31 protein-coding genes are annotated in these 26,377 nt (G+C 61.0%); 11 read left to right on the top strand and 20 right to left on the bottom strand.

Translation table 11 applies throughout. The annotated features are described in order from the left end of the window. Positions 1–99 precede the first annotated feature (99 nt). The 3 genes from AC2FML_RS05385 (at position 100) to phaR (ending at position 3,170) form a co-directional block, all read left to right on the top strand. Entirely contained in the window at positions 100–1,902 is a 1,803-nt protein-coding gene (locus AC2FML_RS05385; protein ID WP_496782293.1) for a PHA/PHB synthase family protein, read from the top strand. Positions 1,903–2,032: 130 nt separating this feature from the next. Beyond that, positions 2,033–2,479, top strand: coding sequence for a phasin, PhaP (locus AC2FML_RS05380; RefSeq protein WP_170338288.1), 447 nt, complete (start codon positions 2,033–2,035; stop codon positions 2,477–2,479). 136 nt (positions 2,480–2,615) lie between these two features. Next, on the top strand, positions 2,616–3,170 hold the full coding sequence (phaR, locus tag AC2FML_RS05375; protein WP_170438704.1) for a polyhydroxyalkanoate synthesis repressor PhaR: 555 nt from the start codon (positions 2,616–2,618) through the stop codon (positions 3,168–3,170). Between the two features lie 48 nt (positions 3,171–3,218). Here phaR and AC2FML_RS05370 read toward each other — a convergent pair whose 3' ends face one another. The 7 genes from AC2FML_RS05370 to AC2FML_RS05340 all read right to left on the bottom strand — a co-directional run bounded on the left by AC2FML_RS05370 (position 3,219) and on the right by AC2FML_RS05340 (position 9,895). Continuing rightward, complete coding sequence (locus AC2FML_RS05370; protein WP_496782291.1) at positions 3,219–4,433, bottom strand: DegT/DnrJ/EryC1/StrS family aminotransferase; 1,215 nt, start codon at positions 4,431–4,433, stop codon at positions 3,219–3,221. Between the two features lie 111 nt (positions 4,434–4,544). Then, positions 4,545–5,849: an NAD(P)/FAD-dependent oxidoreductase gene (locus AC2FML_RS05365; protein WP_496782289.1), complete on the bottom strand. Its 1,305-nt coding sequence runs from the start codon at positions 5,847–5,849 to the stop codon at positions 4,545–4,547. A gap of 12 nt (positions 5,850–5,861) precedes the next feature. Next, positions 5,862–7,220 carry a glutamine synthetase family protein gene (locus AC2FML_RS05360; RefSeq protein ID WP_170338296.1) on the bottom strand — a complete coding sequence of 453 codons (1,359 nt, stop codon included), beginning with the start codon at positions 7,218–7,220 and terminating at the stop codon, positions 5,862–5,864. After that, a complete protein-coding gene (locus tag AC2FML_RS05355) occupies positions 7,220–7,900 on the bottom strand; it encodes a type 1 glutamine amidotransferase (RefSeq protein WP_170438709.1) in 681 nt (226 codons plus the stop codon). The genes AC2FML_RS05360 and AC2FML_RS05355 overlap by 1 nt, the downstream gene beginning before the upstream one ends. A gap of 58 nt (positions 7,901–7,958) precedes the next feature. Then, a complete protein-coding gene (locus tag AC2FML_RS05350) occupies positions 7,959–9,278 on the bottom strand; it encodes a glutamine synthetase family protein (protein ID WP_496782288.1) in 1,320 nt (439 codons plus the stop codon). 70 nt (positions 9,279–9,348) lie between these two features. After that, a complete protein-coding gene (locus AC2FML_RS05345; protein ID WP_170366499.1) occupies positions 9,349–9,567 on the bottom strand; it encodes a GDCCVxC domain-containing (seleno)protein in 219 nt (72 codons plus the stop codon). A gap of 4 nt (positions 9,568–9,571) precedes the next feature. Continuing rightward, a complete protein-coding gene (locus AC2FML_RS05340; RefSeq protein WP_496782286.1) occupies positions 9,572–9,895 on the bottom strand; it encodes a hypothetical protein in 324 nt (107 codons plus the stop codon). Positions 9,896–9,993: 98 nt separating this feature from the next. Between AC2FML_RS05340 and AC2FML_RS05335 the strand changes: the two genes are divergently transcribed. Beyond that, a complete protein-coding gene (locus AC2FML_RS05335; protein ID WP_170358527.1) occupies positions 9,994–10,383 on the top strand; it encodes a MerR family transcriptional regulator in 390 nt (129 codons plus the stop codon). Between the two features lie 11 nt (positions 10,384–10,394). Here the strand turns inward: AC2FML_RS05335 and AC2FML_RS05330 are convergent, their stop codons facing one another. From AC2FML_RS05330 to secG, 10 genes are all read right to left on the bottom strand, one after another. Beyond that, positions 10,395–11,201 carry an ABC transporter permease gene (locus AC2FML_RS05330; RefSeq protein ID WP_496782284.1) on the bottom strand — a complete coding sequence of 269 codons (807 nt, stop codon included), beginning with the start codon at positions 11,199–11,201 and terminating at the stop codon, positions 10,395–10,397. Further along, entirely contained in the window at positions 11,198–12,085 is an 888-nt protein-coding gene (locus AC2FML_RS05325) for an ABC transporter permease (protein WP_170358530.1), read from the bottom strand. Before AC2FML_RS05325 ends, AC2FML_RS05330 begins: the two co-directional genes overlap by 4 nt. Positions 12,086–12,165: 80 nt before the next feature. Beyond that, positions 12,166–12,915, bottom strand: a complete 750-nt coding sequence (locus AC2FML_RS05320) for a transporter substrate-binding domain-containing protein (protein WP_093962541.1) — start codon at positions 12,913–12,915, stop codon at positions 12,166–12,168. Positions 12,916–12,947: 32 nt separating this feature from the next. Continuing rightward, positions 12,948–13,724: an ABC transporter ATP-binding protein gene (locus AC2FML_RS05315; RefSeq protein ID WP_093962540.1), complete on the bottom strand. Its 777-nt coding sequence runs from the start codon at positions 13,722–13,724 to the stop codon at positions 12,948–12,950. A 128-nt stretch (positions 13,725–13,852) separates the two neighbouring features. Beyond that, on the bottom strand, positions 13,853–14,596 hold the full coding sequence (locus AC2FML_RS05310) for a phosphate/phosphite/phosphonate ABC transporter substrate-binding protein (protein ID WP_496782544.1): 744 nt from the start codon (positions 14,594–14,596) through the stop codon (positions 13,853–13,855). 5 nt (positions 14,597–14,601) lie between these two features. Continuing rightward, the gene (locus tag AC2FML_RS05305; protein WP_093962539.1) at positions 14,602–15,039 is read right to left on the bottom strand and encodes a tellurite resistance TerB family protein; all 438 of its coding nucleotides are present in this window, start codon (positions 15,037–15,039) and stop codon (positions 14,602–14,604) included. A 20-nt stretch (positions 15,040–15,059) separates the two neighbouring features. Continuing rightward, entirely contained in the window at positions 15,060–15,509 is a 450-nt protein-coding gene (locus AC2FML_RS05300; protein ID WP_170340012.1) for a tellurite resistance TerB family protein, read from the bottom strand. A 39-nt stretch (positions 15,510–15,548) separates the two neighbouring features. After that, entirely contained in the window at positions 15,549–15,842 is a 294-nt protein-coding gene (locus AC2FML_RS05295; protein WP_170435020.1) for a DUF1330 domain-containing protein, read from the bottom strand. A gap of 80 nt (positions 15,843–15,922) precedes the next feature. Beyond that, positions 15,923–17,566, bottom strand: a complete 1,644-nt coding sequence (gene pyrG, locus AC2FML_RS05290) for a CTP synthase (RefSeq protein ID WP_093963011.1) — start codon at positions 17,564–17,566, stop codon at positions 15,923–15,925. Positions 17,567–17,726: 160 nt separating this feature from the next. Further along, entirely contained in the window at positions 17,727–18,092 is a 366-nt protein-coding gene (secG, locus tag AC2FML_RS05285; RefSeq protein WP_093962537.1) for a preprotein translocase subunit SecG, read from the bottom strand. Between the two features lie 150 nt (positions 18,093–18,242). On the opposite strand from secG, the gene nthA reads away from it, so the two are divergent. The 6 genes from nthA (at position 18,243) to AC2FML_RS05255 (ending at position 22,410) form a co-directional block, all read left to right on the top strand. Continuing rightward, positions 18,243–18,857: a nitrile hydratase subunit alpha gene (gene nthA / locus AC2FML_RS05280; RefSeq protein WP_496782282.1), complete on the top strand. Its 615-nt coding sequence runs from the start codon at positions 18,243–18,245 to the stop codon at positions 18,855–18,857. Next, complete coding sequence (gene nthB, locus AC2FML_RS05275; protein ID WP_496782280.1) at positions 18,854–19,531, top strand: nitrile hydratase subunit beta; 678 nt, start codon at positions 18,854–18,856, stop codon at positions 19,529–19,531. Before nthA ends, nthB begins: the two co-directional genes overlap by 4 nt. Further along, positions 19,528–19,854, top strand: coding sequence for a nitrile hydratase accessory protein (locus AC2FML_RS05270; protein WP_170338314.1), 327 nt, complete (start codon positions 19,528–19,530; stop codon positions 19,852–19,854). Before nthB ends, AC2FML_RS05270 begins: the two co-directional genes overlap by 4 nt. Positions 19,855–20,072: 218 nt before the next feature. Then, on the top strand, positions 20,073–21,368 hold the full coding sequence (locus tag AC2FML_RS05265; RefSeq protein WP_170337852.1) for an adenylosuccinate synthase: 1,296 nt from the start codon (positions 20,073–20,075) through the stop codon (positions 21,366–21,368). Continuing rightward, positions 21,368–21,610 (top strand): DUF2842 domain-containing protein, encoded by a 243-nt coding sequence (locus AC2FML_RS05260; RefSeq protein ID WP_093962533.1) that lies wholly within the window; start codon positions 21,368–21,370, stop codon positions 21,608–21,610. The genes AC2FML_RS05265 and AC2FML_RS05260 overlap by 1 nt, the downstream gene beginning before the upstream one ends. Before the next feature lie 86 nt (positions 21,611–21,696). Next, entirely contained in the window at positions 21,697–22,410 is a 714-nt protein-coding gene (locus AC2FML_RS05255) for a porin family protein (protein ID WP_496782278.1), read from the top strand. Between the two features lie 69 nt (positions 22,411–22,479). Here AC2FML_RS05255 and AC2FML_RS05250 read toward each other — a convergent pair whose 3' ends face one another. Further along, positions 22,480–24,216 carry a hypothetical protein gene (locus AC2FML_RS05250; RefSeq protein WP_496782277.1) on the bottom strand — a complete coding sequence of 579 codons (1,737 nt, stop codon included), beginning with the start codon at positions 24,214–24,216 and terminating at the stop codon, positions 22,480–22,482. Between the two features lie 124 nt (positions 24,217–24,340). Between AC2FML_RS05250 and AC2FML_RS05245 the strand changes: the two genes are divergently transcribed. Continuing rightward, positions 24,341–25,048 carry a thiamine diphosphokinase gene (locus AC2FML_RS05245; protein WP_170418038.1) on the top strand — a complete coding sequence of 236 codons (708 nt, stop codon included), beginning with the start codon at positions 24,341–24,343 and terminating at the stop codon, positions 25,046–25,048. Here AC2FML_RS05245 and AC2FML_RS05240 read toward each other — a convergent pair. Together AC2FML_RS05240 and AC2FML_RS05235 are read right to left on the bottom strand one after the other, a co-directional pair. Beyond that, on the bottom strand, positions 24,993–25,907 hold the full coding sequence (locus AC2FML_RS05240; RefSeq protein ID WP_170435007.1) for a DMT family transporter: 915 nt from the start codon (positions 25,905–25,907) through the stop codon (positions 24,993–24,995). The genes AC2FML_RS05245 and AC2FML_RS05240 overlap by 56 nt on opposite strands. Positions 25,908–25,952: 45 nt before the next feature. Then, complete coding sequence (locus AC2FML_RS05235; protein ID WP_496782275.1) at positions 25,953–26,369, bottom strand: GFA family protein; 417 nt, start codon at positions 26,367–26,369, stop codon at positions 25,953–25,955. Between the last annotated feature and the right edge of the window lie 8 nt (positions 26,370–26,377).

Raw genomic sequence — 26,377 nt, 5'->3', positions numbered from 1 at the left:
CTAAATGTCAGCCTGAGAGTTCGGACCATTCGTCGCTTTGCCCCCCGGTGCCCACGACGATATTCTGCACAGCAGCGAGGTTAGGGGGGATTTGTTAAAATGACAACAAGTGAAGGCCACATGCCCGACTTAAGTGACGAACACGTTGAACGCCTTAAGGAAAACATGCTGAAAGTCGAAGATCTGTCCAAGCGGCTGATCGAGGTGATGGCGTCGAAAAAAGCTCATACTCCCGCGCTGGACGGCCCGAATCAGGAACTTTTTGCAAGAGCAGCAACAGCTTATTGGGCCGAGGCCCTACAGAACCCGGCCAAGTTGTTGGAACAACAGCTGGAATACTGGGGCAAGTCCGTCCTGAATTTTGCTGCGGCGCAGCAGGCCCTGCTGGCGGGTGAAGGCGAAGCGGACGAGGCTCCGAGCAAGGACAAACGCTTCTCGAACCCGCTGTGGGATACGAACCCCTATTTCCGTCTCGTCCGCCAGCAATACCTGACCAATGCCGAAGCCATCGCGAACGCGGTGGAGTCGGTCGAGGACTTGGACGCCAAGGACAAGCGGCGGCTGAAATACTTCTCGCAGCAGATTGTCGACATGATGTCGCCGACGAATTTCCTGCCGACCAACCCCGACGCTCTGCAGAAGGCGATCGAAACCGATGGCCAGTCGCTGATCCAAGGGCTGGAGAATCTTGTTGCCGATCTCGAAGCCAATGATGGCGAGCTGATCGTCAAGCTGGCGGATGAAAACGCGTTCAAGGTGGGCGGCAACCTGGCCACAACACCCGGAGAAGTCGTCTATCGAAATCGGATGATGGAACTGATCCAGTACAGTCCTGCGACTGAGACGGTTTATGAAACCCCCGTCGTTCTGTTCCCGCCCTGGATCAACAAGTTCTACATCCTGGATCTGAAGGCACAGAACAGCCTGATCAAGTGGATCACCGATCAGGGCTATACCTTGTTCGTCGTCAGCTGGGTCAATCCGGATGCCAGCTATGCCGAAACGGGAATGGATGACTACGTTCAGGACGGATTCCTGACGGCGGTCGAAGAGGCCAAGAAGATCTGCAAGGTCAAACAAGTCAATGCGGTCGGGTACTGCATTGCCGGAACGACCTTGAGCCTCACTCTGTCGCTTTTGAAACAGCGCGGTGACAAGTCGATCAAATCCGCCACGTTCTTTACGGCGCTGACCGATTTTTCGGATCAGGGCGAGTTTACCCCCTTCCTGCAGAATGATTTCATCGACGGGATCGAGGAAGAGGTGAACAAGGAAGGTGTGCTGCGGTCATGGATCATGGCGCGCACGATGTCGTTCCTTCGGTCTCGCGACCTGGTTTATGGACCGGCTATCCGCAGCTACATGCTGGGCGAAACGCCTCCCGCCTTTGACCTGTTGTACTGGAACGGGGACGGCGCGAACCTGCCCGCGAAAATGGCGGTGCAGTATCTACGTGGCTTGTGTCAGCGCAACGAGTTCGCCTCGGACGGGTTCGAATTGATGGGCCACAAGCTGCATGTCCGCGACGTGGATGTGCCGTTGATGGCGATCACCTGCGAGACGGACCATATCGCCGCTTGGAAGGACTGCTATCGCGGTGTGCAGAAAATGGGTTCCCGCAGCAAAACCTTCATCGTTTCGGAATCGGGACATATTGCAGGCATCGTCAATCCGCCCAGCAAAAAGAAATACGGTCACTACACCAACCCCGATCTCAAGGCGGGTGCCGATACCTGGATGAAAGAGGCAAGCTTCCACGAAGGCTCGTGGTGGCCCCGCTGGGAGGCTTGGTTGAAGAAGCGGTCTGGCAAGCAGGTTCCGGCACGCAAACCGGGTGATTCGAGCCATCCACCGTTGGCTCCGGCGCCGGGAACCTATGTAGTCGCCAAACCAAAGTCTTGATTTCACATTGAAACTAAAAAATTCTGCGGTGCAGCAACAAAAAACTTGAAATGCTGCGCCGCAGCAATCATATTGTCCTCAAGCTGATGAAACCCGGGGTGGGCCCGGACCGGCTGAAAGGATTAGGACAATGGCAAAGACCCAAGACTTTACTGCGATCATGAAAGACATGATGGGCGCGTTCCCGGTGGACACCTCCGCCGTTGAAAATGCATTCAAATCGACCGCTTCGCTGAACGAAAAGCTGTCGGGTGTTGCTCTGGAAGCTGCCGAGAAATCGGCTGAAATCTCGAACAAGTGGACCAAGGAAACTCTGGCCAAGCTGAGCGAGATGTCGAAAGCCAAAGCAGAGCCGGCCGACTACGCCAAAGCAGCAACCGATTTCGCCAGCGCTTCGGCTGAAGTTGCTGCCGAGAACCTGGCTGCTTTCGCTGAAATCGCCAAGAAAGTTCAGTCGGAAACCGTCGAGCTGCTGATGGCTGCTGGCAAAGAAGCTGCGGAAGAAACCACCGCGGCCGTCAAGAAAGCCACCAACGAAGTGACCGCTGCTGCCAAGAAAGCAACGGCTGCCAAGTAAGCAAGATCCGCGAAACGCACCCATCCCTCCCAAATTGGTGCAATCGCTAAGGGCAGGTCCATTGACCTGCCCTTTCTTTTTGTTCTGCAGTCGCATAACCTCTGCTGCAACGCATCATCCTTGGGGAGGGTAAACGGTGTCGGACAAAGAAAAACCTCTGCTGATCAAGCGGTATGCCAGCCGTCGGCTGTATAACACCGAGACCAGCGACTACGTCACGCTCGAGGACATCGCTGGGTTCATCCGCGACGGGCGCGAGGTTCAGATCATCGACCTGAAAACCGGCGACGACCTGACACGACAGTATCTACTTCAAATCATTGCCGAACATGAAAGCCGGGGTGAGAACGTTCTGCCTGTGAACGTGCTGAATGACCTTGTCCGCAGCTACATGGTGCCGGGCGGGGGCATGATGCCGCAATTCCTGCAGTCCAGCTTTGAGATGCTGCGCGAAAGCCAGGCCAAGATGATGGAAAACATGAATGCGATGAACCCCATGAGCAGCATGCCTGGGTTCGAAGCAATGCAGGCGCAGCAGCAGGCGTTCCTGAAGGCCATGACAGGCGGGCTGTCGGGCAATTGGTCCGGGCCGGACAAGGACGAAGAAGGCAAGTCCGAGTCCAAAGAAGACCTGGACGACATCAAGAAACAACTGGCTGAATTGCAGCAGAAGCTTTCCAAGCTCAGCTGATACCAGACAGGCCCGGACAACCCGGGCCTTGTCTTTCTTGTGTTGGGGTCAGGTGCCGAAGGCCACTTCGGGCGCGGTAACCTCGCCGACCGAGGCCAGGATGATGTCGGCGATTACATCCAGTTCAGCACGGGTCAGGCGCACCGGCAGACGCACGTCACAGGCCGACATCAGCATTGCGCGTGTTCGAGGCAACTCGACCTGCTCTGGCAGAAACTGCCAGTTCCAGAAGGCGCGGGCGTTGTCCTCGCTCAGACCAAAGACCTGCACCTTGACGCCACGGCCCTCGGCGGCAGCGGCAAATGCCTTGATCTGGTCTTTGTTCAGGTCGACAAGGTTGAACTGGATCGAATCCGGCGCACGCCGTTCCGGTGTCAGCGGGTCGGGTACGTGGACGTGCGGTGAGCTGTTCAGGCGCTGCGCGACATAATCGTGGTTGGCCAGCCCGTCCCGCACCCGCCGCGCCAATTCGGGCAGTTGGGGGCGGATCACCGCGGCACTGAGGTTGCTCATGCGCAGATTGTAGAGCGGCAGCTTGTTCTGCCAGCGGGCAAAGGCCAGCTCCAGGTCGGGAGTATTCTGGCCGTGCGGGCCTTTGTGTTTTTTCCAGTTGTGCTCGTAGGCGCCCGACATGATCACGGCGCGGGCGACCAGGTCGGCATCGTCTGTGACAAGGATGCCCCCTTCGCCTGCGTTGATCATCTTGTAGGACTGGAACGAGAAACAGCCCATCTTGCCGATGGTGCCGATGTTGCGGCCATGCCAAGTGGTGCCCAGCGAATGGGCCGCGTCCTCGATCACCGGGATGTCGCGCGCGTCGCACAGCGCCATGATCGCGTCCATGTCCGAGGTATGGCCGCGCATGTGGCTGATGATCACCGCTTGAGCGTCGTCGAGCTTGGCCGCGAAATCGTCGATGTCGATGCGGTAATTGTCGCCCACCTCGCACAGGACCGGAAGGCAGTCGGCATGCACCACCGACGAGGGCACCGCCGCAAAGGTAAAGCCCGGGATCAGCACCCGCGCGTCCCGCGGCAGCCCCAGTGCCTTGAGCGACAGGAACAGAGCCGCCGAACAGGACGACACCGCCAGCGCGTATTTGCTGCCCAGCAACTCGGCGAACTCTGCCTCAAGCAAAGCAACCGGCGCGTCCTGCGGCGCGGTATAGCGGAACAGGTCCCCGGATTGCATCAGGGACTCGATCGCGTCTTTGGCGGCGGCAGGGATGGGTTCGGCGTCATGGACGTTGGGTGGCAGCGTCATATTCGATAATCCCAAATTCTATGTTTGGAAAAGATAAAATGAAAAGCTGAGCAAACCAAGCCTTCATTCGCCTGCTGGGCGAAATTTCACCGAACCGTCACAAGTGGTGGGTCAAAGGCCCAGCCGATCACGCAGGGCATACCAAGTCATCGCCAGTACCAGCAGAGGGCTGCGCAGGGCCGAGCCTCCGGGAAAAGGCAGAGCGGGCACGCGGGCCATCGTTTCGAATCCTTCGGCCTGGCCCTGGATGGCCAGCGCCATCAACTGACCGGCATGAGTCGCCGTGCCGACCCCATGACCGGAATAGCCCGAGGCCGACAGGATGTTTGGCGCCAGACGCGTCAGGTAGGGCATCCGCCGCATGGTGATAGCCAGCGTGCCGCCCCACGCATAGTCGATCCGAACGTCGCGCAGATGTGGAAAGATCTCGGTCATCGGTTTGCGAACCTTGGCGGCGATGTCGGATGGAAAGCGATAGCCATAGCTCTCGCCACCGCCGAACAACAGCCGCCCATCGGCGCTGAGCCGGAAATAGTTCACCACGAATTTCGTGTCGGCAACCGCCACGTCCTGCGTCAGAACCTTTGTAGCCTCGGCGCCCAGCGGCTCGGTCGCGGCGATGAAATTGTTGATCGGCATGACCCGCGCCGCGACCTTGCGGTTCAATTTGCCCAGATAGCCATTGCAAGCCAGAACCAGATGGTCGGCCGTGATCGAACCCTGTTCGGTGCGAACGGTGACGCGCGGGCCTTCCTCGATGCCCAGAACCTCGGTGTTTTCGTGCAGCGTCAGGCCGGCGGCCAAGGCGGCCTCGGCCAGACCCAGCGCATAGTTCAACGGGTGCAGATGGGCCGCGCCCATGTCCAGGTATCCGCCTGCATAGGCCGGCGAGGGGCAAAGCACGCGCCCGGCTTCGGCATCCAGCAGCTCGAATTGGTCATAGCCGTAGGCGGTTTTCAGGTGCTTGGCGTGGGCGTGCAATTCGCCCCGTTCGCCGTCGCTGAAGCCCAGTGTGGCGATGCCCGGTTTCAGGTCGCAATCGATGCCGTAGCGTTCGATCAGGGATTTGGTCAGCGTTTTTGCGTCTTCGGCCAGATCCCACAGCTTGGCCGCGTCGTCGCGCCCGACCAGCTTTTCCAGGTCCTCCTGATCCATGCGCTGGGCGCTGCCCAGTTGCCCGCCGTTGCGCCCCGAGGCGCCGAAACCCACGCGATGCGCTTCAAGCAGGACCACCCTGAAACCGGCCTCGGCCAGGTGCAGCGCGGTCGAAAGGCCCGTATACCCTCCACCCACGACGCAAACGTCGGCAGTGACATCGCCGCGCAGCGGCTCGGTCGGGGTTCGCGGGTGCGCGGTGGCGGCATACCAGCTGGGCGGGTAGGTGCCGCGTTTGTCATTGCTGTACAGCAGGTTCATGGCGCACATGGCTCAGACGTTCAGCAGCAGGTGTTCACGCTCCCACGGCGAAATCACCTGCAGGAACTCCTCGTACTCGGCGCGTTTTACGATGCTGTAGACCCGTGCGAACTCGGGGCCCAGAACCTGATGCAAGGCTTCGGCCTCGTCGAACAGATCCAGCGCGTTGCCCATGACCTGCGGGATGTCGCCGTCACCTTCGTAAGCGTCGCCATAGAACTGACGGCGCGGGCGGTCCTGATTGACCAGACCAAGATAGCCACAGGCCAGCGACACGGCGATGCCCAGATAGGGGTTGCAATCCATCCCGGCGATGCGGTTTTCCACCCGCCGGCTGTCGGGACCCGACAGCGGCACACGTATCCCCGTGGTGCGATTGTCGCGCGCCCATTCCAGGTTGATCGGGGCGGCATGGTCCTTGACGTAGCGCCGGTACGAGTTGACGTAGGGCGCCATCACCGCCAGCCCGGCGGGCAGGTGCAGCTGCAGACCGGCGATGAAGTTGTAGAACGCGTCCGTCTCGCCGCCCTGAGGCCCCGAGAACAGGTTCTTGCCCGTCTCCATGTCGATGATCGAGTGATGGATGTGCATGGCCGATCCCGGTTCATCCTCGATCGGTTTGGCCATGAAGGTGGCAAAGCAGTTGTGACGCAGCGCAGCCTCGCGGATCAGGCGTTTGAAATAAAACACCTCGTCGGCCAGCTTGACCGGGTCGCCATGGCGCAGGTTGATCTCAAGCTGACCGGCGCCGCCCTCCTGGGTGATGCCGTCGATCTCGAACCCTTGCGCCTCGGCGAAATCGTAGATGTCGTCGATCACGGGGCCGAATTCATCCACGGCGGTCATGGAATAGGCCTGCCGTGCGGCAGCCGGACGGCCCGAGCGGCCCATCATCGGCTCGATCCCCTTGGCCGGGTCCACGTTGCGGGCGACCAAAAAGAACTCCATCTCGGGCGCGACAACCGGTTTCCACCCTTTGTCCTTGTACAGCTGGACCACGCGTTTGAGCACGTTGCGCGGGCTGAACGGAATCGGATCGCCGTCCCTGTCGTAGGCGTCATGGATCACCTGAAGAGTCCAGTCACCGGTCCACGGTGCTGCCGAGGCCGTGCTGAAATCGGGCTTGAGGATCATGTCGCGTTCGATGAACCCATCCTCACCCGCGGCTTCGCCCCAGTCGCCAGTGATGGTCTGGTAGAAGATGCTGTCGGGTAGATGGAAATAGGCCTGTTTGGCGAATTTCGATGCCGGAACCGCCTTGCCGCGGGCAATCCCCGGCAGGTCCGAGATGATGCACTCGACCTCGTCCAGTCGGTGCCCTTCGATGTAATCCCGTGCTGCTTGTGGAAGTTGGTCTGTCCAGTCGGCCATCAGGCCCTCTCTTTCTTCAGGAACTCTGCCATGAAACGCCCGATATTGGCGTTGTCATCCGGAGCGTTCCATCGGTTTTTTGCGTCGTCCATCAGGGCGTCGGGCACCACACCTTTTCCGCGTGTCTCCATGAGGCCCTGAATGAAATCGTTGGAGTATTCGGGATGGGCTTGAACCGTCCAGATCGTGTCCCCGTAGGCAACCATCGCGTTCTTGCAGAACGCGTTGCTACCCAATAGCTGGGCGCCGTCGGGCAGGGCCGTCACCTGATCCTGGTGCCACGCGTTCAACGAAACCTTGCGCCCGTCATAGTCATACTCCGTGCGTCCGATCGCCCAACCCTTGCCGAACTTTTCAACCTTGCCGCCCAACGCCTGAGCGATGATCTGGTGGCCGAAACAGACCCCGATCAACGGTTTCCGTGCCGCTTGGATCTCGCGGATCAATTGCTCGAGCTTGGGGATCCACGGATGATCTTCGTAGGCGCCATGACGCGAGCCGGTGATCACCCATCCATCGCAATCGCTTGCGCTGTCGGGGAACACATCATCCACCACCGCATAGGTCACGAACTCGAAATCGTTGCCGTCCAGAAGCTGTTGAAACATCAGGTCGTAGTCGCCGAACGATCGTTCCAGCGGTTCGGGCGCGTGGCCAGTCTGCAGTATGCCGATTTTCATGAGTCACCAAATTTGATCAAATTCAATCTACCCGAGTCTCGATCCACGGGCAAGAGGATCATACGGACTCCAGATAGCTCAGCCAGTGACTGTCGGGGTCCATGTCGGCAAAGCGTGCGGATTCCTGCCTTTTGGTCATCACCATGTTTCGGATCAGATCCTCGGAGAAGATGCGCGCGATGATCGGGTCCGTCTCGAATGCCGAAATGGCCGAATCCCAGTCCCCTGCCAATTGCGGAAGCCCTTCGATCTCGTAGGCATTTCCCGTGATCGGGGGCGGGGGTTGAAGGCCGTCCTCGATGCCGATCAGAGCCGCGCCCAGAACCGCGGCCAGCATCAGATAAGGGTTGATGTCGCCGCCGGCCACGCGGTGCTCGATCCGGCGGGCAGCGGGCGCTCCGCCCGGAATGCGGATTGCCGCGGTCCGGTTCTCATAGGCCCAGGCCGCGCCTGTGGGGGCATGGGCTCCGGGCACGAGCCGCGTGTAAGAATTGCCATGCGGAGCAAAGATCAGCGTGCTGCCGGGCATGGCGGCCAGACAGCCGGCGACGGCAGAGCGCAGGATTTCGGTCCCTTCACGCCCGCCATTGTCAAACACGTTGCGTCCCTGGTCATCCAGCACGGAAAAATGCACATGCATTCCGTTCCCAGCATCATCGGCATAGGGTTTGGCCATGAAGGTCGCGGTAAAGCCGTGCTTGCGGGCCAACCCACGGGTCAATGCCTTGAAAAGCCACGTATCATCGGCGCAGCGCATGGCATCCTGATGGTTCAGATTGATTTCGAACTGGCCGATACCGCTCTCTGAGATTGCCGTTTGGGCGGGAATCCCCATTTCGGCGCACCCGTCATAAAGTTCGGTGAAAAAGGCGTCGAAGGCGTCCATTTCGGCCATCGACAGCACCGCCTCGCCGCGCAGCCGACGGCCGGTGACCGGGTTGTGCGGGGGCTTTGGTTGCGCGTCCGAGGAGTCAAGCAGGGTGAATTCCAGCTCGGTCGCGGCAACAACTTTCCATCCGCGCTGGGCATAGCGCGACAGGACTGCGGCCAGCGCGTGGCGGGGATCGCCGGCAAAGGGTGTGCCGTGATCGTCGTACAGGCACATCGGCACCAGCGCCGTGGGTGTGGTCAGCCAGGGCATCGGCACCGGGCCGCGCTCGGTCGGGCGCAGTACGCCATCGGCGTCACCGGTTTCGAACACCAGCGGGCTGCCCTCGATATCGGCGCCCCACAGATCGACGTTCAGCGCCGAAAACGGCATGCGCACCGCGCCGCTGTCCAGCTTGTCGGCGTAAGACGGGGGCACGCGTTTGCCGCGCATCTGGCCGTTCAGGTCACAGGCGGCGACGCGAAATGTATGCAGGGCGGCAAGGTCCATCTGGGGCTCCGTAGCTGTGCTGCGGCAAACCTAGTCGAGCTTTATGCCCTTGTCACGATATTTGATCAAATTATCCGCAGCAGCTGTCGCCTTGCTGAATGGGCGGGCAGGCTACGGTTCCGTACGAGCAATAGACACAGCAATCACCCGGCTTGGGTTTCAGTACCGTGTGACAGGCGCTGCATTCATAGAACCACTGGCAGGCGTCGGTGGGCATGGTCTCGGTCTGCGCGTGGCCGCAGGCGGGGCAGGTCAGGGTGCTTTCAAGCGTTACGGTCGTGTCTGTCATGGTCTCACATCTGTTGGATCAGAAATTCGTTGATGCGGGCCTCGTTGAACACGACGACCCAGGCGAGGGCGGTCATCGCGGTGCTGGCCGCCAAGCCCCATTTCAGATGGCGCACGGCATTGCGCCGATAGGCCACCAGCCAAGCCACCGCGACCAGCGCCGTCGAGGTCGCCAGAACATAGTAGCTGAGCGCCGCGATCTGGCCAAAGACAGCCAGCCAACTGCCGCCAAGGCCCAGCAACATCATCGTCATCGGCAGCACGCAGCATGCGCCCACACCCAAGGCCGACAGGGATCCGGCAAAGCTGAGGCCGAGAAATCCGCGCATCTTGTTCCTCCGTCATTCAGGGGCCGCAGCATTGCCGCAGCGTGTGGGCAGAGGTATAAATCCTGTAGCCACTACAGGATCAAGCGAAACGAGGTCACATGATTGCGATCGGTGAAGCGGCCCGTCAAAGCGGCGTAGGGATCGAGACCATCCGGTATTACGAGCGTGAAGGCATCGTGCCGCGCCCAGCGCGGGCGGCCAACAATCGGCGGCTGTATTCCGCGCAGGATGTGGGGCGGTTGCGGTTTCTGAAACGCTGCCGTGACCTGGGGTTTTCGCTGGGCGATGCAAAGGCCCTGCTGGACCTGTCCGAGGGCGGCGCGGCTGATTGCGCAGATGTCAGCGCATTGGCCCAACGCCACATGGACAGCGTCCGCCGCAAGATCGCCGAACTGCAACGGCTGGAGGCCGCCCTGGGCGAGCTGACGGCAAACTGCGCCGAAGGGTCGGTGGACTGCCCGATGCTGGGCCGGTTGCGGATGGCCTGAGTCCCGGCGCCTCAGCGCGCCAGGTTCAGGCGAAACCGAATCTTGGCCTTGCGCGCCACCGGCAGGTGCCGGTTCAGCCGCTTGTTGATCAGGCCGAACACGCCCACGATCACCAGCGTCAGCAGGATGAAATAGAACGCCAGGATCGGGTAGGGGACGAACGGGTTGAACGTCTTGTCGGCGAAATAGCTGGCATAGTAAAGCGCGTCCCCGCGTTGCTGCCAGGCCGGAAAGGCCGAGAAGAAGACCAGCGTGGTGGCATGGAACAGGAAAATCGCCTCGTTCGTGTAGGCGGGCCAGGCCAGTCGCAGCATGGTGGGCCACACGATCCGGCGGAAGCGCGACCAGCCGGACATGCCATAGGCATCGGCGGCCTCGATATCTCCCTTGGGGATCGACCGCAGCGCGCCATAGAAGATCTCGCCCGAATAGGCGGCAGTGTTCAGGAACAGCACGATCAGCGCCCCCAGCCAGGCCGAGGTGAAGGCGTCGAACATCGGGTAGCTCTTCTTGAGCGACAGGAACAGGAAGTAGGCAAAGAAGAACTGGATGAACAGTGGTGAGCCGCGGAAGATGAAGATGAACCATTCGGAGGGTTTGCGCAGCCACTTGCGGCTGGACGCCTTGCCCAGGGCCACGGCCGTGGCCAGGAAGAACCCGGTGGCCAGCGCCATCACGCCGAAATAGATGTTCCAGATCATCCCTGAACCGATCAGGGTGAACTGTTCGCACAGGGTGAAATCGCTGCGCGGCAGCAGGCGCTCGCCAAACCCGATCGAACGCAGGCCGTAATCCTGGATGGTCTGCAGGCAGCTCATGCGGTGGTCTCCTTGCGCAGCAGCTCTCCGCCCGATGTGGCCTGACCGTGAGATAGCCGGCGCATCAGCCGTTCGAGGCCGATCTCGGAAACGCGGGTCATGCCAAGGTAGAAAACCAGCAGGAACAGGAAGTACCACATGCGCCAGTCGCCATGCGGATAGGCGGTGAATTTCGAGGTCTTGGTGCCGCCCAGCTCGCGCGCCCAATAGACGATGTCTTCGACCCCCAGCAGGAACAGCAGCGGCGTGGCCTTGATCAGCACCATCCACAGGTTCGACAGGCCGGGCAGGGCATAGACCCACATCTGCGGCACGAGAATGCGCCAGAAGGTCTGGCGGCGCGTCATGCCATAGGCCTCGGCGGTTTCAAGCTGCGCCAGCGGCACGGCGCGCATGCCGCCGAACAGCACGTTGGCGGCGAAGGCACCAAACACGATCGAGAAGGTGATGACGGCCAGGAAAAAGCCGTAGGTTTCGTGCACCCATTCCGGTGCGGTGCCCAGCGGCAGCTTGGCCTGGGGGCAGACGAGGAAATCGTTGCCCTGGCGGATCGGATCGGTCCAGTCGGGACACAGCACCTGATGTCGCATCCACTCGAACCCCTGGTCCAGGGCGATCACGAAAAACAGGAAAAACGCAATGTCGGGCACACCGCGCACGATGGCGATATAGCCCTTGCCCAGCCAACCGAGTGGCGGGACATGCGACCGCGCCGCCATGGCCCCCGCAAAGCCGAAAGCCAACGCCACCGGGGCCGTCACCGCCAGCAAGGCCAGAACCTTGATGAACGACAGGTAGAACGACCAGTGCACGCCGTTGGTCAGATAGCATGAAAACCAGCGGAACGTGCCGAGCGTGTCGGGATCAGCGCAGTAGGAAAACATGGGGCGTCTTTCGAACGTCGGGTCCGGCGCGGGCCGGGGTGGGTTCGGCGCGCGTGGCGCCGAACCGCAGGACCGGATGCTTAGTTGGTGACGACCGAGCCGTCAGGTGCGTAGGTGGCGGTGTCTTCACCAAACCACTTTTTCAGCATCTCGTTCAGGGTGCCGTCCTCTTTCATCGAGGTGATGGCGGCATCGAACTTGCCGCGCAGTTCGGCATCGCTTTCGCGCAGGCCCATGCCGACGCCACCGCCCAGCGGAACCGGATCGCCGACAAAGACCAGTTCGCCATTCGATTCCTCGACCAGCGGCACCAGGTAGTCGCGGTCGGCCAGAACGGCATCAGCCTCACCGTTGCGCACGGCGGCGATGGTTTCCTCGGGCGTCGCGAACTCAACCAGAGTTGCGCCCGACTCGGCCACGTGGCCGGCCTGGATGGTGGCGGTCTGTGCGGCGACGACGCCGCCGGTCACGTCAGCATCCGCCGAGGTTGCGACATAGGCCGAAGCGGTCGGCGGATAGTAGTCCTGGGTGAAGTCGATGACCTCATCACGCTCGGCCGTGATCGACATGCCCGCGATGATGGTGTCGTAGTTGCCCGAGACCAGGTTCGGAATGATCGAATCCCAGTCGTTCTTGACCCATTCGCATTCCAGCTGGGCGCGTTTGCACAGCTCGTCGCCGACCTCACGCTCGAAGCCGTCGATCTCGCCGGCGTCGTTGATGAAGTTGTACGGAGGATAGGCGCCCTCGGTGCCCATGCGGACCGTGTCGGCCATGGCCATACCAGCGCCAAGCGCCAGCGCTGCAGTGGTCAGAATCAGGTTTTTCATTGGTAACTCCCCTGTTTGGTTCTGTCCTGATTTTACGCCGCCTTTGTGGCGGAGAGAAAGCCCCGAAGCCTTTCGGATTCGGCAGCAGTGAAAATATCTTCGGGCGAGCCTTCTTCTTCAATCAGGCCCTGGTGCAGAAACACCACGTGGCTTGAGATGTCGGCCGCCATCTGCATGTCGTGCGTGACGATGATCATGGTGCGGCCTTCGGCGGCCAGATCCTTGATCACCTTGATCACTTCCTGTTCCAGCTCGGGATCCAGCGCCGAGGTCGGCTCGTCGAACAGCAGCGCCTCAGGCTCCATGCACAGGCCCCGCGCGATCGCGGCGCGCTGTTGCTGGCCGCCAGACAACTGCGCGGGATAGGCGTCGCATTTGTCGCCGATGCCAACCTTGTCCAGGTATTTGCGGGCGCTGTCCTCGACCTCGTGCCGGTCACGGCCCAGCACGGTAATCGGGGCTTCCATCACGTTCTGCAGGATGGTCATGTGAGCCCAAAGGTTGAACTGCTGGAACACCATCGACAGGTTGGTACGGATGCGCAGCACCTGCTTGGGATCGGCGGGGCGGCGGTGATCGCGGGTTCCCGTCCAGCGCACCGGCTCACCTTTGAACAGGATCTCGCCCTCCTGGCTGTCTTCCAGCAGGTTGCAACAGCGCAGGAGGGTGGATTTGCCCGACCCGGATGATCCGATCAACGACACCACGTCGCCGCGATGGGCGGTGATGTCCACTCCTTTGAGGACTTCGAGATTGCCAAAGCTTTTGTGCAGGTTCTTGATCTCGATGACGGGAGTGCTGTCTGTCACGGGTCGTCCTGGTGTTGTTGATTGCGTTGGTGCGGTACTAGGGCCGAAAAACAAGAGCAATGCAATGCGCAAATGACAAGTTCAAGTCCCGAAACCTCCGATTCGGCCACGGTCAGTGGTCAAATTGGTCAGCTTTCAGGCAGCAACGCCGCAGGCGATGGCGGGTTGGGAACGGCAAGGTAGAGATCGGCTGCAATGTCGATCAACCCGCGGATGTGTAGCGCTGCGCGATCTGCCGGGGAAAGGTCTGAGATCGCGGCGCGAACCGCGGTGGCGACCGGAGCCGGATCGCGCTTGATCGCGGTGATGTAGGGCAACGCCGGGGTGGGGCGCGTGATTGCCACTTGGCGCAGGCGCTTGCCCAGATCGGTATGCTCTTGCAGCAGCACCCATGTAAGTGCGTCCAGTGATGCGAAATCGGCATGTCCATCGGCCACGGCCAGCGCTGACAGGGCGTGTCCACCGGTTTCCAGCAGGCGCGCCGGAGCAAGGCCCAGTTCGGACAGATGCGTGACCGGCGCGGCCCAGCCCGATTGGGACAGCGCCTCGTTATAGGCAAAAATGCCCGCTGCCAGTTCAGGCAGATCGCGCGCGTCATCGGCGCGGGCCACGAAAACCGAGCAGTAGTGTCCTGGCGGACAGCCCGGCAGGTCATAATCTGGAGTGCCGACCAGATGCACCTTGCCGTGCAGGCGCGTGCGATAAGGCATGCCGCAGGTCTGGGCAAAGACAAGGTCAGGGTCCTGCCAGATCTCCCAGAAATCGCGATCACGGGTCAGATGGTTCGGACCTTCGCCCAAATGTGCGCGAATCAAACTCCAAAAGCGATCGTTGGCCGGTTGCAAAGCGGGCATGTCGTACATGCCCAGCATCGCCGTCACGATTTGGCGGCCTTCTGCCGGGCTAGAGCTGAATCCACGTCGCTGACGCCCAGGAGGCTGACGACCAGCCGCAGCAGCGAGTCCTCGTCCTGCGAGCGCTGACCGTCAGCCAGCGCCACCGACCACAGCGCCTGAACCACGCCGAGGCGATGGTCGTACGGCACCGCATCCTTGATCGCACGGGTAAAGCGGACGGTATCAGGGGCCTCGGCCTCCAGATCTTCGGCCTGGGCGCGCAGCCCTGCGGCCTCGAACGGGGACAGGCCGTAGCGCTCGGCCAGAACCTTGTCGATGCGCGACATCTCGGTATCGGCATAGTCATCATCGGACCGGGCAAGGCGAACCAGCAGGGCGGCCAAGGCCAGCCGGGCGTCGTCATCGGTCAGTGGGTCGGGTTGCGGCTGGGTCAGCCGGGACAGGAAGGCGTTGAACATGGCCTAGATATAGCCGTCACTCAGCCCGCGTCCAAGCGGCTTTGCACCCGTTCGCGCGCGGCCTGGCTGTCATTGTAGCTGAGGCCCATTGCGATACGCGCTTCTTCGACGATCTTGATCTCGCCCTCGTCCGAATTGCCGTCGGCCAGCACAACCTCCCAAAGGGCCTCCATCGCGGCCAGACGTTCGTGCAAATCCGTCGTTTCGCGGATCAGTTTGCCGAAGGTATCCGTGTCGGGGGCTGCGGCGTGCAATTTCTCGCAAGTGGCGCGGACCTTGGCGGCCTCGATCGCGTTGTGCTGGTACAGCCGTGCCAGGATGCGGTCGATCAGGCTGATTTCCTCGATCTTGTAGTCGCGGTCGGCCTGCGCGACACGCACCAGCAAAGCGCCAAGCGCCAGTTCCGCATCAGGGTCCGGCAGCGTGGTCTGCTGAGGGGGGCGCAAAGCCTGCAGGAAGTTCTTTAGCAGTGGCATTGGGGAATCCGTATTTCTGTCACCGTGTCCGTGCTAGGCGTCATACCCTTCGATGATCACCAGATCACTGGATGAAACTGGATCGCGCAAGGCTTTAGCCTTTTGATACAGATCGCTGTCATAGCAGGCCAGGGCGGCCTCATAGCTGGGGAATTCGATAACGACGGTTCGCGCCCGCGCTGCGCCTTCCCGCACCTGCCGATTTCCACCGCGGACCAGAAAACGGGCACCGTATTCGGCAAAAGCCTCGCCATTGGCAGCGATGTAGGTCTTGTAGGTCTCCATGTCGTCTACATCGACATGGGCCACCCAGTATCCTTTGCTCACGCGGTCTGCTCCTTTTGTCCGTTCCGGCTCAAACTGAACCGGAACGCTTTGCAAAGCAAGACCAAGCGGTACAGTCCGCTTCAGACCAGACGCGACGTGTCCTTGGCCGCGCGAACGAAGTCGCGGAACAACGGGTGCGGATCGAAAGGTTTGGATTTCAGTTCCGGGTGGTACTGCACGCCGATGAACCACGGGTGATCCGACCATTCGACGATCTCGGGCAGGCGTCCGTCGGGTGACATCCCCGAGAAGTTCAAACCCGCTTTCTCAAGCTGTTCGCGATACTTGGTGTCCACCTCATAGCGGTGGCGGTGTCGTTCTTCGATCTGGGTGCTGCCATAGACCTCGGCCACTTTCGAGCCTTCGGTCAGAACCGCGTTGTAGGCACCCAGACGCATGGTGCCGCCCTTATCGTCACCAACCTTGCGTTCGATCTTGGCGTTGCCCTGAACCCATTCCTTGAGGTGATAGACCACCGGTTCAAAGCGTTTTTTGCCGGCCTCGTGGTCGAATTCCTCGGACCCCGCGCCGGAAATGCCGGCCACGTTGCGCGCGGCCTCGATCACTGCCATCTGCATGCCCAGACAGATGCCCAGATACGGCACCTTGTGTTCGCGGGCATATTGCGCAGCCTTGATCTTGCCTTCGGTGCCGCGCTCGCCAAAACCGCCGGGCACCAGAATGGCGTGGAACCCTTCCAGATGCGGGCCGGGGTCTTCGGTGTCGAAGATCTCGGCATCGACCCACTCAACCTTGACCCGGACGCGATTGGCCATGCCGCCATGGGTCAGCGCCTCGGCGATGGACTTATAGGCGTCTTCCAGCTGGGTGTACTTTCCGACGATCGCGACCTTCACTTCGCCCTCGGCGTTGTGGATGCGGTCGCTGACATCTTCCCACTTCGACAGGTCGGGCTTGGGCGCCGGGCTGATCTGGAATGCGTCAAGCACGGCCTGATCGAGACCTTCGCGGTGATAGGCCAGCGGCGCGTCGTAAATGGTCGAGAGATCTTGCGCGGCGATTACCGCATCGGGGCGCACGTTGCAGAACAGGGCCAGCTTTTCGCGCTCTTTCTGCGGGATCGGTCCTTCGGAACGGCAGACCAGAATGTCGGGCGCCAGGCCGATTGAGCGCAGTTCCTTGACCGAGTGCTGGGTGGGCTTGGTCTTCAGCTCGCCGGAGGCCTTGATGTAAGGCAACAGGGTCAGGTGCATGAAAATGCACTGGCCGCGCGGTTTGTCCTGACTGAACTGACGGATGGCTTCAAAGAAGGGCAGGCCTTCGATGTCGCCCACGGTGCCGCCGATCTCACACAGCATGAAATCGACCTCATCCTCGCCGATGGCGATGAAGTCCTTGATCTCGTTGGTCACGTGCGGGATCACCTGAATGGTCTTGCCCAGATAGTCGCCGCGGCGTTCCTTTTCCAGAACGTTCGAATAGATCCGCCCCGAACTGACCGAGTCGGTCTTTCGTGCGGCAACACCCGTGAAGCGTTCGTAGTGTCCCAGGTCCAGGTCGGTCTCAGCCCCGTCGTCGGTGACGAAAACTTCACCATGTTCGAACGGCGACATCGTGCCGGGATCGACATTCAGGTAGGGATCCAGCTTGCGCAGCCGAACCGAGTATCCCCGAGCCTGCAGAAGCGAACCCAGAGCAGCGGACGCCAGCCCTTTGCCCAAGGATGAAACAACACCACCAGTGATGAAAATAAATCGTGCCATGTTTCTTCGGCTGCCCCCGTGAGACGTCAACATCAACTGCCCGGCGGTTCGAAAAAACCGCAGCATCACGGGACTTCACGTATAAAGGATTCGCGCAAAAAGCGCAAGAGAACCGCAAGATGCTGTTGTGGTTCTCTTTCAGATTTCTAGGTTTTGTGGATCAGTCGGCCTGTGGGATCAGCGGCGCGTTGTCGCCCTGCGCCGGCGGCAGCAGGTCCTCGGCCGAGGGAACAGCAGGTGTGCTCTCTTCGGTCGCGTCCTGAGCCGGAACGCCAAGTCGGTCGATGACCGAGCTTCCAGCTGATTTTTCCGCGGCAAGAATCGTCAGCGTGATCGAGGTGACGATGAAGCAGGCCGCAAGGATCCAGGTCACCTTTGCCAGTGCCGTCGTTGCCGAACGTCCTGCAATGGCGCCACCACCGCCGCCACCCATGCCCAGGCCACCGCCTTCGGACCGCTGCAGCAGAACAACGGCGATCAGGCCCAAAGCCAAAAGAAGGTGGATGATGAGAACGACGTTTTCCATGGTGTTCCTGTGCGGCGTGGCGTGTATCGCCGGGTACTTAAGCAAGTTTGTGGCCGGGGGCAAGCCACGAGTTGCCATCACCGCCGGGGATTGTGCCGAACTGGCCAAATGGGGCTGGACACCCGGCGGTGCCTGGCTCAGGCTGCGGCCATGCCACATGACGACCACGACCACCCGCACGCGTTGCTGCCCCCGGACCCCGCTTTGCGCGTCAAAGCGCTCGAGACGATCCTGACCCGCAAGGGTTTGATCGATCCGGCCGCTTTGGACGAGATCATCGACACCTATCAGAACCGGATCGGTCCGCAAAACGGTGCGAAGGTTGTCGCCAAAGCTTGGTCGGACCCGGAGTTCAAACGCGCCCTGCTGGACGACGCTACAGCTGTGCTCTCTGAGATGGGGTTTTATGGCCGGCAGGGCGAACATATGGTCGTGGTCGAGAATACTCCCCGGACGCACAACATGGTCGTCTGCACCTTGTGCAGTTGTTACCCATGGCCGCTGTTGGGCATACCCCCGGGCTGGTACAAATCTGACGCATACCGTGCCCGAGCTGTGCGCGAGCCGCGCCGCGTCCTGGCTGAGTTCGGAGTTGAACTGCCCAAGGGTACCGCAGTTCGTGTCTGGGATTCGACCGCCGAAATACGGTATCTGGTCTTGCCCATGCGCCCAGAAGGCACCGATGGTCTGAGCGAAGAGGACCTGGCCGCGCTGGTCACGCGCGACAGCATGATCGGCACGGGTTTGCCGAAGGTGCCGGCATGACCCGTGCCCACGACATGGGCGGGCGGTTCGGCGACGGGCCGGTGCGCCCCGAGCCTGAAGACGTGCCGGTGTTTGCCGAAGACTGGCACGCGCGGGCCCTTGCCGTGACACTGGCTGCGGGCGCGTTGGGCCAATGGAACATCGACACGTCGCGCCATGCGCGGGAAAGGTTGTCCCCCAAGGACTATGCCCGGTTCAGCTATTACGAGAAATGGATTTCGGCCCTGGCCGACCTGTTGGTCGAGACCGGGGTTCTGCAGATCGAGGATCTGCGCGGGCAGGGCGTTGACGGGCCACATCCGCTTGCTCCGCGAAAACTGCCGGCAGATGCGGTGGTCAGAGTTCTGGCCAAAGGTGGACCGGCCGATCGCCCGTCGAACATCCCTGCCGCTTTTGAGGTCGGCCAGACCGTTCGCACGCTGCGCCCTTCTGCCAATCGTCTTTTTGAAGGGGGGCACACGCGGCTGCCCGCATACGGAGCGGGCGCGACCGGACGCATTTTGCGGTTTCACGGCACACATGTCTTGCCGGACTCCAGCGCGCATGGTCTGGGTGAAGCGCCCGAGCCGCTTTATGCCGTTGCTTTTCCCGCGTCGGAACTGTGGGCCAATCCCGAACACCCGGATGACGAGGTGATTCTGGATCTCTGGCAAAGCTATCTGGAACCCGCATGAGCATCTGTCCCGATCACAACGCCCCAAGACCGGTTTTTGAGAACCCCTGGCACGCTCAGGTGTTTGCGGTGACGGTGGCGTTGAACGAGGCCGGCCGGATTTCCTGGACCGATTGGGCCGCCCGGTTCTCCGAGACTTTGCGGCGCCACGGGCTGAACCGCGAGCTGGACGGGGGCGACGACTATTTCATGGCCTGGCTCGAAACGCTCGAGTCGGTTTTGGCCGAGCAGGAAACGGCATTGCCCGAAGAAATCCACGAAATGCGCGCAGCTTGGGAGGAGGCGTATCTGAAGACGCCTCACGGAATGCCGGTGCGCCTGTAGCGCAAGTTGGCTTTCAAGGTGTTGCCCGTTCAGGGCCTTTTCCACGTGTGTTCCCGGCCAGATGAACAACGGCGCGGACTCCGTCCGGTGGCCATGATCCCCGACAAGAGCATTGCGCGTCGGCGCGATTGGTGGCTGCGGCGAATTATCGGTTTCCCTGTTGCCTGCGCCCCGCTATATGGGCCGGGTTTGGTAATTCAGCGCAAAAAGGACCGGATATGGCCAATGTGGTTGTTGTCGGCGCCCAATGGGGTGACGAAGGAAAAGGCAAGATCGTCGACTGGCTCAGCGAGCGGGCAGACGTGATCGCGCGTTTTCAGGGCGGGCACAACGCCGGGCATACGCTGGTCATCGATGGTGAGGTCTACAAGCTGCATGCACTGCCGTCTGGTGTGGTGCGTGGTGGCAAGCTGAGCGTCATCGGCAACGGGGTTGTCCTGGATCCCTGGCATCTGCTGAAAGAGATCGAAACGATCCGCGCGCAAGGCGTCGAGATCACACCTGAAACGCTGATGATTGCGGAAAACACACCCTTGATCCTGCCGATCCACGGCGAGCTGGATCGCGCGCGCGAGGAAGCAGCGAGCAAGGGCACCAAGATTGGCACGACTGGACGCGGGATCGGCCCGGCCTATGAAGACAAGGTTGGTCGCCGCTCGGTGCGTGTGGCCGATCTTGCGGATGAGGCGACTCTCGAGGCTCGGGTCGATAGGGCGTTGCAACACCACGACCCGCTGCGCAAGGGTTTGGGTATCGACGCCGTGGATCGTGACGCGCTGATCGCCCAATTGAAGGAAATCGCGCCGCAGATCCTGCCTTTTGCGGCCCCCGTCTGGAAAGTGCTGAATGAAAAGCGCAAAGCGGGCAAGCGCATCCTGTTCGAAGGCGCTCAGGGTGCACTGCTGGATATCGATTTCGGTACGTATCCGTTTGTGACCTCGTCGAACGTGATTGCAGGGCAAGCGGCGACGGGCGTGGGGATTGGTCCGGGGTCGATCGACTTCGTTCTGGGTATCGTGAAGGCCTACACTACCCGTGTTGGCGAAGGACCGTTCCCGACCGAACTGCACGACGCCGACGGGCAGCGACTGGGGGAGCGCGGACATGAATTCGGCACCACGACAGGCCGCAAGCGGCGCTGCGGCTGGTTTGACGCCTGCCTCGTGCGGCAAACCTGCGCCACAAGCGGCGTCAACGGAATTTCATTGACCAAGCTCGATGTTCTGGACGGGTTCGAGACACTGAAAATCTGTGTCGCTTACGAACTGGACGGCAAGCGTTTGGACTATTTGCCGACGGCTGCGGATCAGCAGGCGCGGTGCACACCGATCTATGAAGAAATGCCGGGCTGGAGCGAGTCCACCGAAGGCGCGCGCAGCTGGGCAGACTTGCCGGCAAACGCCATCAAATATGTCCGCCGGGTGGAAGAACTGATCGAATGCCCGGTGGCGCTGCTGTCTACCAGCCCGGAGCGGGACGACACCATCCTGGTGACCGACCCGTTTGCCGACTGATGGCGGGCGCGGACAAACCCGGCCTCAGCTACAAGGCCCGCAGACGGTGGTCGCTGGTTCTGTTGCTGGTGGGGCTGCCGCTGTATATTGTGGCGGTGGTCACCATCGTGAACTGGCTGGACCGACCATCGATCCTGGTCGAACTGCTGGTCTATGTGGTTTTGGGTGTTCTGTGGGCGCTGCCATTCAAATTTGTGTTTCGTGGCGTTGGCAAAGAAGACCCGGATCAAGATCAGCAATAGACCAGACCATTGTAAGAAACCTGCCGACGTGACAGGCTTGTCCGAAAAACAGTTTCGAAAAGCACACGTCGGCAGGTGGATCCTTGATGAAAAATGCTGTTTTGGTCACATTGACCAGCCTCTCAACCTTGAGTTCGGGTGCCGTTTGGGCTGATGATTGGGAATTCGTCATTGCCCCTTACCTCTGGGGGCCGGATTTCAGAACCTCTCTGGACATTGGGCCGAACCCTCCGGTTGATGGCAGCAAATCCATCTTCGACATTCTAAACAGCGCATTCCTGATCGCCGGCGAGGCCCGGAAAGGGCGTTGGTCGATCGGAGGCGAGTTCAACTATCTGAATTTGGGCGACACCGTTTCCATCGGACCATTCAGCAACGCCGCGAGCTGGGAGCTGGACGGGATCATGACCTCGCTCGCGGGCAGCTACGCGGTGGCAGAGGACAGCCAGTCCCGAATTGAGGTGCTGGGCGGGCTGCGCCATTGGGATCTTGATCTGTCGACAACCGTGGCCGGTTTCCCGGCAAGCACTGACCAAAGCTGGACAGATCCAATCATCGGGGCGCGATACTCTCGTGCGCTGAATGAGCGGTGGAAACTTGCGGCCATGGGCAACATCGGTGGTTTTGGCTATGGGTCGAAATTCCAGTGGGAAGCCCTCGTTCAAGCCAATTGGAGCTGGACCGAGACCATCGATGTTGCAGCCGGCTACCGTCATCTGAGCGTTGATTTTGAGGACGGCCGCAACGTTGTCGATCTTATACTGACCGGCCCGTACGTGGCGTTGGCGTTCAAGTTCTGAGCTTTCACGCAAAATGCAAAAAAGGCCGGAGAGGATCTCCGGCCTGTCTTGGGCAGTTGGGGGGTCTTGTCAGCCCGCGGCGCGCTTGTCGTCGGGGCGGAAGCCGATCTGGTTCGAGGCGGCAAAGCGCCCTCCGCCGGCTTTTTCGATCTTTCCATCGCGCAGAAGCTGGCCGAACGAACGCAAGCTTTCTTCGCGGTTGAACTCATCCTGCTTGAGTGACCGCACCTTGTTCATCAGCTGCGGACGCGAGAACTGCTCCTGACCTTCGATGAAAGACAGGTAGGCCGCCGCCGCCTCCAGCAGGTCGGGCAGGGATTGTGCGCCCTGCTCCTGAGCGAAATGGGCAAAGCCGCCTTCTTCGGATGCGTCGTCGTCTTGTGCTGCGGTCACGCGGCGCGGGGTGACCGGACCGGCGTCCGCGTCCTGCGTATCGATGCGCTGCTCGGCAACCAGCTTGAGCGGCGCGGCCGTATCCGACTCGGGGCGCATGCTGGTGACATGGATTTCGGGACGACGGGGGCTGACGACCGAGGCCAGGTCTCCACGATATTTCTGGTTTTCGTCCTCATCCGCATCGCGGGCCTTGCCGCCTTCAGCTTCGGTGGCTGCTACAGCTGTGCGCAGGTGGGAATAAGTTTCCCGCTTGTCCGAAGTGGCCGGGTCGTCCATTTGGGCGTCGGCCTTCTCCATCAGGCGCAACACGTCCGAGTCCACGTCCTGAGGCTTGTTTGCGTCGCGTTTCGAGCGCGCATCCATTTCCGCTTCGATTTCCGAGATCTCACCCAGGATGCTCTCTTCGTCTTCGGCAGTCAGGACGCCGTCTTCCGCGAGTTCAGAGACTTCCTCATCGGCATCTTCGGGCTGATCACCCAGAATGTTGAGGATGTCGTCAGCCTCGGGCTCCGAGTCGGTGTCCTCTTCAAGATCCGCGAAGAAAATCTCGGACGAGGTTTCTTCATCACTGGCGGCCTTGTCGTCTTCGGACGTTTCTTCCGCCGTGGCTTCCTCAGCCTCTTCCAGATCAGCTTCAACTTCCGTAGCATCCTCGGCGCCTTCATCAGCCTCCGCTTCAACTTCCGGTGCTGCCGGGAATTCTTCTTCCGCTTCGAATTCGACCGCTGCCTGAGGTTCTTCCTCGGCCAGATCAACAAACGGGTCCGTGTGCTGTTGTGTGGCCTCTACCGGAGCATCTTCCTGTATCACCTCTTCAGTTGCATCCAGATCGTCGGGGCTGAGCGCTCCGGCTTCGAATGCGACCGAGATGGCGTCAATCTGGGGCTCGGGCGAGGCTAGAAAACCGCTGTCTTCGTCTTCGCTGTAGGCGGGGGGCGTCTGGTCATTATGCGAGACGACCGCGCGGATGCGCTGCAGCTTGGCGGCGATGCTGTCGGCGCCTTGGGGGGCTGCGGATTCGACCGGCTCCGCATCGGCAAAGAACGCGGCAGCACCAGCCGCCGGTGCCGTGTCGACCACGCTCAGGTCAGGGCTGGCGGGCGCCGGTGTGCTGGCTGCGGGTGCGGTTTGTTGCGGGGCCGCATCATGGGCTTCGTCCGTGGCGCGCAGCAGCAGTCCGGTGTCGTTCTGCTTGGCTTCCACACGGCGCGAAGCGTCACGTTGAGCGATACGGGTCAACATTTCTGCGTCTGGTTGCGGAGGCTCGGAGCCGAAATACCTGTCATCCGCGGCAAGATCGCGGAAGTATTCGGCAATCGCCTTCATCGTCTCAAAGGAATCGTCAAAGCCTTCCAAAGTGCATGAGAAGGTTCCGTAGGAAACGGTCAATACCTTGTTGTTCTGTACCATCAGACGCACGTCCTCTACAAACTACACAGAGCCAACCCGCGCGACGCTGGGCGCGTCTGTCAGCTCGAACCTGTTCTAAAGAACCTATCATTTTGTGGTCTCAATGTGTCCAAAAGCGGGAAAAATGGTCAATCTTGGAAAAAACGGCGAAATTGTTCATTCCAAAAGACCAATTGCCCTGTTCGGAGGAGGGGAAATCGGCCCCGATGACCTGAATCTGGCGCTGAATCGCGTCAACGGCGCTGTTGCTGCGGATGGCGGGGCCGCCGCGTTGATCGATTCGGGGCGCGTTCCGGATGCGGTAATAGGCGACTTCGATTCGTTGGAACGCGCCTATCTTGCACGGATACCAGAGGACCGTTTGTTTCCGATCCGGGAACAGGACAGCACTGATTTCGACAAGGCCTTACGCAATATCCGCGCGCCGCTGGTCTTGGGCGTCGGGTTTCTCGGAGGTCGGCTGGACCACCAACTGGCGGTGCTCAATACGCTGGTTTGCCACCAAGACAGGCCGTGCGTCCTGCTGGGCGCACGCGAAGTGGTCTTTCACGCCCCGCCCAGCATATCACTGTCGCTCACGCCGGGCGACACAGTGTCATTGTTTCCATTTCAGCGGGTAACCGGACGCAGTTCGGGGTTGGAGTGGCCGATCGACGGTCTGGTACTTGAGCCGGACGGACGGGTCGGAACATCGAACCGTGCGCTGGCTCAGGTTACCCTCGAGGTCGACGGACCCGGGTTGCTGGTCATGGTGCCGCGCGACGCTCTTGATGCTGTCATGCGGGCGTTTGCGTCGGCGCAGACCGGGCGCTGGCCCGCTCGCGCAGGATGACATAAAGCCCGGCCGCGATCGTGATGGCGATCCCCAGGGCCGCCGGGCCGTTTGGCAGATCGTGAAAGATGAGCCAGCCGATCAGCGTCGCCACCGGAATCTCCAGATATTGCATCGGCGCCAGCGTTGCCGAAGGCGCGAACCGCAGCGCCCATGTCATCAGCAGATGTGCCACGGTTCCGAGAACACCGATGGCCAACAGCAACCAATGAGCGTTGTCTTGCGGCAGTGTCAGTGCCAGATCCGGAAGACCTGTCAGGGCCCCGATCGCAAGCACTGGAGCCAGGACCGCGGTGGCCAGCAGCCCGGACACGGCCTGCAGGGCAATCGGATCGGTTTCTTTGGCAATCTGCCGGGTCACCAGCATGAACAGGGCAAAGACGACAGCCACGATCAGCGGCAAAAGGGCCGGAGCACCAACCTCGGCAAAGCTGGGCTGGATGACCAGCAACGTGCCAGCAAAGCCGACAATGCAGGCGATCAGACGACGATGCCCGACTTCTTCACCCAGCACAAACTTGCCCAGCAGCAGCATGATGAATGGCATGACAAAGGCGATGGCGACGGCATCGGCCAGCGGCAGATACTGCAGCGCACTGAACATCGCTGCGATTCCGACAATGTGCAGCAGAGTGCGCAGCACGGTCAGCCGCAGCACGCGCCCGCGCATTCGCCAGGTCCGACCCGTCAGCGCCACCAGCGGAATCAGGATGGCCGCCTGCACCGCAAAACGCACCAGCACAAGAACGCCAAGCGGAGTGGTTTCTCCCAACAGCTTGGCCAAGGCATCGCCCAGCGGTGCAAGCACGCAGAAACCAAGCATCAAAACGATGCCGAAGACGGGACGATCCTGTGTCATGGCCGCGACGCTAGACGTTTCCCGAAGAATGGGAAAGGCCCGTCGTCAGCCCTCGGGCAAGGGCTGCACCTTTGTGTAGTCCGGACCGAAGCAAGTGGGCAGCTCGTCACCCAGTTCGAGCCACGTCAGTTTCTCTTCATAGGCGACATGCAGCGTTGGCCGCAGGGCTTCGGGGTTCTCCAGTGTCGCTACATAAAGGTGCAAAACGTCGGACATCGTAGTGGATCGGAACGAGATCGGCGTTCCGCAATGCGGGCAAAAGCTGCGCTCGACACCGGGGGAAGAGTTGAACCGCTTCGGTTCCTCTCCGGTCCAACGCCACTGACCGTCGCGCACCCCAAAATATGTGGTCATCGGCGCGGCACACTGGCGGCGGCAGCTGTCACAATGGCAGGAAACACAAGACAGGACTGGAGGGTCGACCTCGAACCCGATTCTGCCGCACAGGCAATGTCCATGCATTGAGCTGC

The organism is Ruegeria sp. BHSC029 (genome assembly GCF_059613085.1).
This window is presented reverse-complemented; position numbering and strand designations above follow the sequence as displayed.

Excerpts from the sequence above, each read along its gene's own strand:
- AC2FML_RS05250 (WP_496782277.1), bottom strand. The coding sequence starts at position 24,216 with ATGGTACAGAACAACAAGGTATTGACCGTTTCCTACGGAACCTTCTCA.
- AC2FML_RS05385 (WP_496782293.1), top strand. The coding sequence starts at position 100 with ATGACAACAAGTGAAGGCCACATGCCCGACTTAAGTGACGAACACGTT.
- AC2FML_RS05240 (WP_170435007.1), bottom strand. The coding sequence starts at position 25,907 with ATGACACAGGATCGTCCCGTCTTCGGCATCGTTTTGATGCTTGGTTTC.
- AC2FML_RS05380 (WP_170338288.1), top strand. The coding sequence starts at position 2,033 with ATGGCAAAGACCCAAGACTTTACTGCGATCATGAAAGACATGATGGGC.
- AC2FML_RS05325 (WP_170358530.1), bottom strand. The coding sequence starts at position 12,085 with ATGTTTTCCTACTGCGCTGATCCCGACACGCTCGGCACGTTCCGCTGG.
- AC2FML_RS05245 (WP_170418038.1), top strand. The coding sequence starts at position 24,341 with ATGGTCAATCTTGGAAAAAACGGCGAAATTGTTCATTCCAAAAGACCA.
- AC2FML_RS05365 (WP_496782289.1), bottom strand. The coding sequence starts at position 5,849 with ATGAACCTGCTGTACAGCAATGACAAACGCGGCACCTACCCGCCCAGC.
- AC2FML_RS05340 (WP_496782286.1), bottom strand. The coding sequence starts at position 9,895 with ATGCGCGGATTTCTCGGCCTCAGCTTTGCCGGATCCCTGTCGGCCTTG.
- AC2FML_RS05235 (WP_496782275.1), bottom strand. The coding sequence starts at position 26,369 with ATGCATGGACATTGCCTGTGCGGCAGAATCGGGTTCGAGGTCGACCCT.
- secG (WP_093962537.1), bottom strand. The coding sequence starts at position 18,092 with ATGGAAAACGTCGTTCTCATCATCCACCTTCTTTTGGCTTTGGGCCTG.
- AC2FML_RS05320 (WP_093962541.1), bottom strand. The coding sequence starts at position 12,915 with ATGAAAAACCTGATTCTGACCACTGCAGCGCTGGCGCTTGGCGCTGGT.
- nthB (WP_496782280.1), top strand. The coding sequence starts at position 18,854 with ATGACCCGTGCCCACGACATGGGCGGGCGGTTCGGCGACGGGCCGGTG.
- AC2FML_RS05260 (WP_093962533.1), top strand. The coding sequence starts at position 21,368 with ATGGCGGGCGCGGACAAACCCGGCCTCAGCTACAAGGCCCGCAGACGG.
- AC2FML_RS05310 (WP_496782544.1), bottom strand. The coding sequence starts at position 14,596 with ATGCTGGGCATGTACGACATGCCCGCTTTGCAACCGGCCAACGATCGC.
- AC2FML_RS05265 (WP_170337852.1), top strand. The coding sequence starts at position 20,073 with ATGGCCAATGTGGTTGTTGTCGGCGCCCAATGGGGTGACGAAGGAAAA.
- AC2FML_RS05355 (WP_170438709.1), bottom strand. The coding sequence starts at position 7,900 with ATGAAAATCGGCATACTGCAGACTGGCCACGCGCCCGAACCGCTGGAA.
- AC2FML_RS05360 (WP_170338296.1), bottom strand. The coding sequence starts at position 7,220 with ATGGCCGACTGGACAGACCAACTTCCACAAGCAGCACGGGATTACATC.
- AC2FML_RS05255 (WP_496782278.1), top strand. The coding sequence starts at position 21,697 with ATGAAAAATGCTGTTTTGGTCACATTGACCAGCCTCTCAACCTTGAGT.
- AC2FML_RS05270 (WP_170338314.1), top strand. The coding sequence starts at position 19,528 with ATGAGCATCTGTCCCGATCACAACGCCCCAAGACCGGTTTTTGAGAAC.
- pyrG (WP_093963011.1), bottom strand. The coding sequence starts at position 17,566 with ATGGCACGATTTATTTTCATCACTGGTGGTGTTGTTTCATCCTTGGGC.
- nthA (WP_496782282.1), top strand. The coding sequence starts at position 18,243 with ATGCCACATGACGACCACGACCACCCGCACGCGTTGCTGCCCCCGGAC.
- AC2FML_RS05345 (WP_170366499.1), bottom strand. The coding sequence starts at position 9,567 with ATGACAGACACGACCGTAACGCTTGAAAGCACCCTGACCTGCCCCGCC.
- AC2FML_RS05335 (WP_170358527.1), top strand. The coding sequence starts at position 9,994 with ATGATTGCGATCGGTGAAGCGGCCCGTCAAAGCGGCGTAGGGATCGAG.
- AC2FML_RS05305 (WP_093962539.1), bottom strand. The coding sequence starts at position 15,039 with ATGTTCAACGCCTTCCTGTCCCGGCTGACCCAGCCGCAACCCGACCCA.
- AC2FML_RS05350 (WP_496782288.1), bottom strand. The coding sequence starts at position 9,278 with ATGGACCTTGCCGCCCTGCATACATTTCGCGTCGCCGCCTGTGACCTG.
- AC2FML_RS05370 (WP_496782291.1), bottom strand. The coding sequence starts at position 4,433 with ATGACGCTGCCACCCAACGTCCATGACGCCGAACCCATCCCTGCCGCC.
- AC2FML_RS05330 (WP_496782284.1), bottom strand. The coding sequence starts at position 11,201 with ATGAGCTGCCTGCAGACCATCCAGGATTACGGCCTGCGTTCGATCGGG.